The 7933-nt window shown below is 61.3% G+C and carries 7 protein-coding genes; 4 read left to right on the top strand and 3 right to left on the bottom strand.

Features of this window, described 5'->3' with window-relative positions; translation table 11 throughout:
• Positions 1-955: 955 nt before the first annotated feature.
• The 3 genes from rpsT to mutM form a co-directional block, all read right to left on the bottom strand.
• Positions 956-1222, bottom strand: coding sequence for a 30S ribosomal protein S20 (gene rpsT, locus ACSQ8R_RS22035; protein WP_210010493.1), 267 nt, complete (start codon positions 1220-1222; stop codon positions 956-958).
• A gap of 191 nt (positions 1223-1413) precedes the next feature.
• Positions 1414-2187: an enoyl-CoA hydratase gene (locus tag ACSQ8R_RS22030; RefSeq protein ID WP_436255331.1), complete on the bottom strand. Its 774-nt coding sequence runs from the start codon at positions 2185-2187 to the stop codon at positions 1414-1416.
• A 63-nt stretch (positions 2188-2250) separates the two neighbouring features.
• Positions 2251-3129: a bifunctional DNA-formamidopyrimidine glycosylase/DNA-(apurinic or apyrimidinic site) lyase gene (gene mutM, locus ACSQ8R_RS22025; RefSeq protein WP_436255330.1), complete on the bottom strand. Its 879-nt coding sequence runs from the start codon at positions 3127-3129 to the stop codon at positions 2251-2253.
• Positions 3130-3281: 152 nt separating this feature from the next.
• Here mutM and ubiE point away from each other — a divergent pair, with 152 nt between their 5' ends.
• The 4 genes from ubiE to ACSQ8R_RS22005 all read left to right on the top strand — a co-directional run bounded on the left by ubiE (position 3282) and on the right by ACSQ8R_RS22005 (position 7890).
• Positions 3282-4058 carry a bifunctional demethylmenaquinone methyltransferase/2-methoxy-6-polyprenyl-1,4-benzoquinol methylase UbiE gene (ubiE, locus tag ACSQ8R_RS22020; RefSeq protein WP_436255329.1) on the top strand — a complete coding sequence of 259 codons (777 nt, stop codon included), beginning with the start codon at positions 3282-3284 and terminating at the stop codon, positions 4056-4058.
• Positions 4059-4062: 4 nt separating this feature from the next.
• The gene (ubiB, locus tag ACSQ8R_RS22015; RefSeq protein WP_436255328.1) at positions 4063-5625 is read left to right on the top strand and encodes a 2-polyprenylphenol 6-hydroxylase; all 1563 of its coding nucleotides are present in this window, start codon (positions 4063-4065) and stop codon (positions 5623-5625) included.
• Between the two features lie 164 nt (positions 5626-5789).
• Positions 5790-7127: a hypothetical protein gene (locus ACSQ8R_RS22010; RefSeq protein ID WP_436255327.1), complete on the top strand. Its 1338-nt coding sequence runs from the start codon at positions 5790-5792 to the stop codon at positions 7125-7127.
• Positions 7114-7890 (top strand): hypothetical protein, encoded by a 777-nt coding sequence (locus tag ACSQ8R_RS22005; protein ID WP_436255326.1) that lies wholly within the window; start codon positions 7114-7116, stop codon positions 7888-7890. Before ACSQ8R_RS22010 ends, ACSQ8R_RS22005 begins: the two co-directional genes overlap by 14 nt.
• Positions 7891-7933 lie beyond the last annotated feature (43 nt).

Here is a 7933-nt window from a genome sequence, read left to right as displayed (position 1 = left end):
TTCCGTCGTTTCCCCTGCCGCCTGGGAGCAACTTGAATCAAATGCCTGCCGCGCTTGGTCCCCATTACCTGCACGGGCTGATATAGTATTCATATGCATAATTCGCCGCCTTCCAAATCGCGTAGCCTGGCGGTTCTCGTTAACGCCGCCAGAACAACCTTCGTTTCAAGGCATAGCAAACCATTCCCAATCATTGAGAACCGTCGCCGCCCGTCCCCTTTGTTTCAAAACTTTCTCTCGTCCTCGCAGCCGATCGAAAGTTACGCTCAGCCCGCCTCGTGAACGGTCTGCGCTTGCAGGAGCCACCCCGCATATACGAACGCCCTCATCCTCATCATGAGCCGTCCGAACCTCTTCCACCTCCTTTACCCGGGTATGGACCGGATAGCGTTGACAAAAACCGGCCGTTTCCGGAAATGCCAATCTCCGGACCGCAACCGATGGTTATCAGGAAAACGGGCGATTTATCCCGTTGCAAAGGGTAAAAAGTCTACCTGCCGTCCTACATGTGACGGTGACCGGCAGCCCTCTGAAGTAATCCCCGCGCCCCTTGCTGGAGGCCATTTAGGCAGGATCAAATGCCAAGATCAATGATGAATTTTACGCAAAATTAAGAGGCGGGCGTTGACTCGGCGAGCGTGATTTGAATGTCACAGAGGCATTCATGGAGAATCGCTGTTGAATCAATGGGATTCAAAATTGACATACATTCTGAACGATCGTTCACAGAAAAAATAAAAATCTGCTTGACTCCACCTGGGAGCTTTTACCCGTCGCCAAAGTCACCCATGGACTCATAGACCTCCCGTAACAAATTGATTTAACTAGATATTTTCTGTCACGCCGATGACACGAAATTGTTAATGAGCCGGATAAATATAAGGAGTCCTGAGAGAATCACAAAAAGCCCAGTCAGAACGACCAGGCTTCATTATGATACAGTTTGTGAAATTAATTAGGCCGAAAGGGCCTTCACACGTGCAGCAAGACGGGACACCTTGCGGGATGCCGTGTTGCTGTGAAGCACGCCCTTGGTAGCGGCGCGCTGGATCTCCGGCTGGGCAGCCTTGAGGGCTTCTGCAGCAACCGCCACATCGCCCGTAGCGATAGCCTCTTCGACCTTGCGGATGAAGCCGCGAACGCGCGAGCGGCGGGACTTGTTGACTGCGGTACGGCGAGCGATCTTGCGGGTCGCTTTTTTCGCCGAAGTTGTATTGGCCATTTCATGCCTCTCTACGAATTCGAACCAAACTCCGCCGTTGCCGCGCCGGTCCTTGCGACCATCAATCCAGCAATTCGGGAGCAATAGAGGAAGCCGTGATCAGGCTTTCCCAACTGTGGGCGGGCATATAACCGGAATACCCGCCCCAGTCAACGCGCATTTTGGTGGATGACCATCCGCTGTTGCACGATTTAGCGGTTGGAGAACTGCGGCTTGCGCTTTTCCACGAAGGCCGCCATGCCTTCCTTCTGGTCGGCGGTCGCAAACAGCGAATGGAAAAGCCGCCGTTCGAAGCGCAGGCCTTCGGCAAGCGTCGTCTCGAAGGAGCGATTGACGGCCTCCTTGGCCATCAGCACCGCGCCGCGCGGGAAAGAGGCGATCTTCGCTGCCGCCTCGACCGCCTCATCGATCAGCCGCTCCGGCGAAACGATACGCGACACGAGCCCTGCCCGCTCGGCTTCCGAGACATCCATCATCCGGCCGGTCATCACCATGTCCATCGCCTTGGCCTTGCCGACCGCGCGGGTCAGCCGCTGCGAGCCGCCCATGCCGGGGATGACGCCGAGCGTGATCTCCGGCTGGCCGAACTTTGCGGTTTCAGAGGCGATGATGAAATCGCACATCATGGCGAGTTCGCAGCCGCCGCCGAGCGCGAAGCCGGAGACGGCGGCGATCATCGGCTTGCGCGTGGCAGCGATCGCCTCCCAGCCCGAGATGAAGTCGTTCACATAGGCCTCGACGAAATCGATGCCCTGCATTTCCTTGATATCGGCGCCGGCGGCAAAGGCTTTTTCGGAACCGGTCAGCACGATCGCACCAACCGCCGCGTCCTTGCCGAATGCGGCAAGCGCCTGCGTCAATTCGGCCATGACGGTCGAATTGAGCGCGTTCAGCGCGGTCGGCCTATTGAGGGTGATGAGCGCGACGGCGCCCCGGGTTTCGGTCAGCAGGGTTTCGTAGCTCATCCGATGTCTCCTCTTCTGGTCTTTTGCTCTAGGCTTCTGGCAGTCGGTTGGTTCTGGCCGCGGTTACTCCTGGCAGACCGGGCAATAGAAGGTGGAGCGGCCCGCCTGGGTGATGCGCGCGACGGTACCGCTACAGCCCGGCGTGCGGCAAGCTTCGTCCTCGCGGTCGTAGACGGAGAAGGAGTGCTGGAAATAACCGAGCGAGCCATCCGTCTGGATGTGGTCTCTCAACGACGAACCTCCGGCGGCTATCGCATCGGCAATGACGTCGCGGATCGACTGGTTGAGGAGGACCATCTCCTTCTTCGGCTTGCCCGTCTTGGTCACGATGCTGCCCGAAGCCCGGGTCGGCAGGAGATGCGAGCGCCACAGGGCCTCGCAGACATAGATATTGCCGAGGCCGGCTATCACCGTCTGGTCGAGCAGGGCACCTTTAAGCGGCTGGCTCTTGCCCGCCAGCCTGGCCGCCAGGTAATCAGCATCGAGCGCATTGCCGGTCGGCTCCGGTCCGAGCTCGGCGAAAGCCGGATAGAGGTCGAGCTCGCTGCGCTTCCACAACTGCATGAAGCCGAAACGGCGCGGGTCATTATAGATGACACGCAGCAGGCCTTCCTTCTGTCTCAGATGGAAGACGACATGATCGTGCTTCTGATCCTTCGAGCGCGGGTGGTGGAACTCGCCGAGCATTTCGTTCTCGATCCGAAACGATCCCGACATGCCGAGATGGCTGATCACGGTCAGATCGTCCTCCAGGTCGATCAGCAGGTATTTGGCGCGCCGGCCGAGCGAGACGATGCGGCGCTCGTTGACCGCCTGGGCGAAATTCTCCGGCAGCGGAAAGCGCAGATCCGGGCGATTGAGTTCCAGCCTGGCGATCACCGCGCCTTCCATTGCCGGGGCGAGACCGCGCCGGACGGTTTCCACCTCTGGCAATTCGGGCATGATTGACCAACTTCCTGTTTCAACGATATCGCGCCTGGTCTATAGACCGGACCGGATGTCGCACCCATCTTATGAATACGCGCCACAGATAGCGCGGGATGCGCGACTTCGCTATGGTCGCCGACCAGAAGAGAGACGTTAGGAGTTCACCGATGACCGAAGCCCGTACCAGCGCCGACGGCGGGATGGAAACATCCTATGGCTTCCGCAAGGTCGCGGACGGCGAGAAGCAGGGCCTCGTCAACGACGTCTTCCACAAGGTCGCCAAACGCTACGACGTGATGAACGACGTGATGTCGGCCGGCATGCACCGCGTCTGGAAGGACGCGCTGATCGCCTCGCTCAATCCGAGAAAAGATGCCGGCTATAAAACTTTGGATGTGGCCGGCGGCACGGGTGACGTCGCTTTCCGGATCGTCGAGGCTTCCGACCGGAAGGCGCATGTGACCGTGCTCGACATCAACGGTTCGATGCTGGCGGTCGGCGCGGAGCGGGCTGAGAAGAAACGTCTTTCGGAAAACCTCGCCTTCGTTGAAGCCAATGCCGAGTCGCTGCCTTTCGAGGCCAATTCCTTCGATGCCTATACGATCGCTTTCGGTATCCGCAACGTGCCGCATATCGACGTGGCGCTGAAGGAGGCCTATCGCGTTCTGAAGCGCGGCGGACGGCTGCTGGTGCTGGAATTTTCCGAAGTCGAGATGCCGCTTCTCGAGCGCTTCTACGAGGAATGGTCGTTCAAGGCGATCCCGCGCTTCGGCAAGATGATCACCGGCGAAGCCGAGCCCTACCAATACCTGGTGGAATCGATCCGGAAATTCCCGAACCAGGAAAATTTCGCGGCGATGATCCGCAACGCGGGTTTCTCGCGCGTCACCTACACCAATTATACCGGCGGCATCGCGGCGCTGCATTCCGGCTGGAAGCTCTGAACGCATGAGCACGATCGGCGCTTATTTCCGGCTTGCCCGTGTCGGCTGGGTCCTGGTGCGTGAGGGCGTGGTATCGGCCCTGCCGACCCAGGACATGCCTCCTTCCATCGGCCTCGTCAAAGCACTGGTCGAGCCTCTGGCGCGGTTTCGCTCCAAGACGCAGGCGCGCAGCGAACGCCTGACCCGCGCGGTCGACCGGCTTGGCCCCTCCTATGTCAAGATCGGCCAGTTCCTGGCGACCCGCCCGGATGTGGTGGGCGTCGATTGGGCCGTCGATCTCGCCATGCTGCAGGACCAGATGGCATTCTTCCCGACCGAGACGGCGAAATCGGCGGTCGAGGCATCGCTCGGCCGCACGATCGGCGATCTCTATTCCGCCTTCGGCGAACCGATCGCTGCCGCCTCGATCGCCCAGGTCCATCCAGCCGTCGTCAATGACAGGAAGGTGGCGGTCAAGGTGGTGCGACCGGGCGTGCGCCAGCGCTTTGCCCATGACATCGAGAGCATGTACCTGCTCGCGCACATGCAGGAACGCTTCATGCGTTCCAGCCGCCGCTTAAGGCCCGTCGAGGTGACGCGGACGCTCGAACAGACCACCAAGGTGGAAATGGACCTGCGCCTGGAGGCTGCGGCGCTTTCCGAGATCGCCGCGAATACCAAGGAGGATCCGGGGTTCCGGGTGCCGTTGGTCGACTGGGAGCGCACCGGCCGCGACGTGATCACCATGGAGTGGATCGACGGCATCAAGATGTCGGATGTTGCAGGCCTTCGCGCCGCCGGGCATAATCTCGAAAAGCTCGCCGAGGTGCTGATCCAGTCCTTCCTGCGCCACACGCTGCGGGATGGCTTCTTCCACGCGGACATGCATCCCGGCAATCTGTTCGTTGATTCCGCCGGCACGATCGTCGCGGTCGACATGGGCATTGTCGGCCGGCTCGGCAAGAAGGAGCGCCGCTTCCTCGCCGAAATCCTCTATGGTTTCATCACCCGCGACTATCTGCGCGTCGCGGAAGTGCATTTCGAGGCCGGTTACGTTCCTTCCCATCACGACGTGGCGAGCTTCGCCCAGGCGATCCGGGCGATAGGCGAGCCGATCCACGGCCAGCCGGCCGAAACGATCTCCATGGCGCGCCTCTTGGCCCTGCTCTTCGAGGTCACCGACCTGTTCGAGATGCAGACCCGCACCGAACTGATCCTGCTGCAGAAAACCATGGTCGTGGTCGAAGGCGTGTCGCGCATGCTCGATCCGCGCTTCAACATGTGGAAGGCGTCGGAGCCGGTCGTTGGCCAGTGGATCCGCGACAATCTCGGACCGAAACGGATCGTTTCCGATCTGCGCGATGGTGTCAAAGCCGCCGTCAAGCTTGCCGAGGCGCTGCCGGAAATCGCCGCCAAGACGGAGACGCTGCACCAGGAACTCGTCTATATGAGCGAGCACGGCCTGCGCTTCGATCCTGAGACTGCTGACGCGATCGGCAGGTCGGAAGCACGACACAACCGTTCAGGCCGCGTCGCTCTCTGGATCATCGCGCTGTCTCTGCTGTATCTCGCCTTTATTCTGAGCTGAACTCCCCACAGACCCGGTGTCTGGCTTCCTGATGTTGAAATAACCCGGTTCCACAAGGGCTTCGGCCCTGTTGCAGCTTTAATGCGGCCTTTATTCCGCCGGGTTTTTCATTCTCTGTTAAGGAATACATTCCTTTTGGGGCCTAGCCTTCCGGAGACGATTTCATGGCGCTAGGCGCAACTCAACGCTTGCATGACGGCGTCGCGGCCGTCGAGACGATGACCCGTTTCGCGCTCGCCGTGCTGGCGCTCGCCTCCGGCGTCTACACCTATCTCGGTGCGCGCAGCATCCTCGACGGGTCGCCGACGGCCGTGTTCTTTGCGGCGGTCATCTACTCCGCTTCGGTGTCGGTCGGCATCTATGCCTTCTGGTCTTATATGGCCCGGTTCTATCCGCATGTGACGACTCGTGCCGGGCGGTCGGCCATGCTTGGTGTCATGGCGATTGGCGCAGCAATGATCCTTGCCATGTCGAGCTGGCTGAACGCGGCGGCACTTGCCGGCTCCGCGGCCGTCGAGCAACATCTTTCCGAAACGGTCGAGGACTATACCGCTGATCTCGACCGTGCCCACCAGAACGCGCTCGCGGCGCAAAGCCTGCTGCCGGATATCCAGCGCGCTTCCGAGCGGTTTTCGCAGCTTGCCGGCGTCGAACGGCAGTCCGGCTCGCTGACCGGCACGACCGGATCGGGCAGCGTCGTACAGCTTCTCAGCCAGATGTCGGCGCAGATGAAGTCGCTGCAGGCCAATATCAACGCCTCGCGCGAACAGGTGGACGACCTCTTCACCCAGGGCCAGAAACGGCTCGAGACGATGCGTTCGCTGGTCTCGGCACCCGGCACGATCGAGCCCCGTGCCGACCAGTTTTCCACCGAAGCCGTGGCACTGACGGGCGTCATCACCTCGCTGGCGCAGACCTCGATCGCCCCGTCGATCCGTCGCGCGGCGGACGACCTGTCGCTTGGTTTCATCGCGCCGGTTCCGGATGGCGGTGCGGCCGATCTCGTCAATCGGCAGAACCAGGTGATGGACACCGTCCGCACCTCGGTCACGGCGCAATCCAAGGCGCTTGCCAAGGCCGCCGACGAGATCCTTACCCGTCCAGGGGTTCAGGAGCGTCGTTTCGTGCCGCTCTCGTCCGCCGAGGCCGTGCTGCACTATGCACAGGACTTCATTCCCGCCTGGGCCGGCGCCATTTCCATCGACCTTCTGCCCGGCGTGATGGTCTTCATTCTTGCCACCGTCCATGGCGCGATCCGCCGCCAGGAGGAAAACCTGCCCTTCGCCGAACGGATCACCGCGGCCGAGCTTCTCAGGGCGCTCGAAGTTCAACGTGCTGTTACCGCGAGCGGGGTGAATGTCGAACAGACGATCGCCAAGACGGAAGCCGAGGACAAGACATCGGCGCCAAGGCCGGAACCCGCGTCTGAACTCGAGCCGAACAACATCACCGCAATCGATCTCAAGTCACGCAGCCGGGACCGTTCGCATGAGGATCGGTGAGGCGATCAGGACGCTCGACGAGGGCAGGCTGATGCGCGGCGCCTTCTATGTGCTTCTATCGGCTGCGGCTGTTTTTCTCGTCGTCGATATTCGCGACATGACGACGATGAACGCCGCCTTGCCCGGCTTCGATCCGATGCATGACGGCCAGCCCGTGTTGCCGCCGGCCCTGACCGAAGGCGTGCCCGCCGCGCCGCCGGTGCAGCCCGCCAGCCCGAAGGAAGTGCTACGAAAGCCGATGACCTTCGAGCTCACCACAGGCGGCGTGCTGCTCGCGGAAGGCACGATCGATCCGGGCGCCGCCGCCCGCTTCGCCAGGGAGATCGAAACGCGCGGGGAATATGTGAAGACGGTGACGCTGAATTCCCCCGGCGGCTCGGTGGACGATGCGCTTGCCATGTCGAAACTGATCCGCGACCGTAAGCTCGACGCGAGGGTGGCATCGAAGGCGCTGTGTGCCTCTTCCTGCCCGATCGTGTTTGCCGGGGGTGTCGGACGTTCGGCCGAGAAGGATGCCGTGATCGGCGTCCACCAGGTATTCAACGGAGGCAAGGACCGGCCTTCGGCGGAACAGGCGATGTCCGCCGCGCAGGCGACCACCGCGCGGGTGGCCCGGCACCTCGACCAGATGGGCATCGGCGCAGGGCTCTGGATCCATGCGCTCGAAACGCCGCCGGACCGGCTCTATTATCTGACACCGAAGGAAATGACGGATTTCAAGCTGACGACCGAGCCGCTCGCGACGGCCAGGAAGAAGATCTAGTTTTCCGGGGCGACCCGTTCGCCTGCAACGAGGGGCGGCATCA

Source organism: Neorhizobium sp. LjRoot104, assembly GCF_964253725.1.
In the GTDB taxonomy this organism is placed as follows: Bacteria; Pseudomonadota; Alphaproteobacteria; order Rhizobiales; family Rhizobiaceae; genus Neorhizobium.
The sequence above is the reverse complement of the archived record's forward strand: the minus strand, read 5'-3'. Positions and strand labels throughout refer to the sequence as shown.

Coding starts and splice junctions, on each gene's coding strand:
- ACSQ8R_RS22030 (WP_436255331.1), bottom strand. CDS start 2,187: ATGAGCTACGAAACCCTGCTGACCGAAACCCGGGGCGCCGTCGCGCTC.
- rpsT (WP_210010493.1), bottom strand. CDS start 1,222: ATGGCCAATACAACTTCGGCGAAAAAAGCGACCCGCAAGATCGCTCGC.
- ubiE (WP_436255329.1), top strand. CDS start 3,282: ATGACCGAAGCCCGTACCAGCGCCGACGGCGGGATGGAAACATCCTAT.
- mutM (WP_436255330.1), bottom strand. CDS start 3,129: ATGCCCGAATTGCCAGAGGTGGAAACCGTCCGGCGCGGTCTCGCCCCG.
- ACSQ8R_RS22010 (WP_436255327.1), top strand. CDS start 5,790: ATGGCGCTAGGCGCAACTCAACGCTTGCATGACGGCGTCGCGGCCGTC.
- ACSQ8R_RS22005 (WP_436255326.1), top strand. CDS start 7,114: ATGAGGATCGGTGAGGCGATCAGGACGCTCGACGAGGGCAGGCTGATG.
- ubiB (WP_436255328.1), top strand. CDS start 4,063: ATGAGCACGATCGGCGCTTATTTCCGGCTTGCCCGTGTCGGCTGGGTC.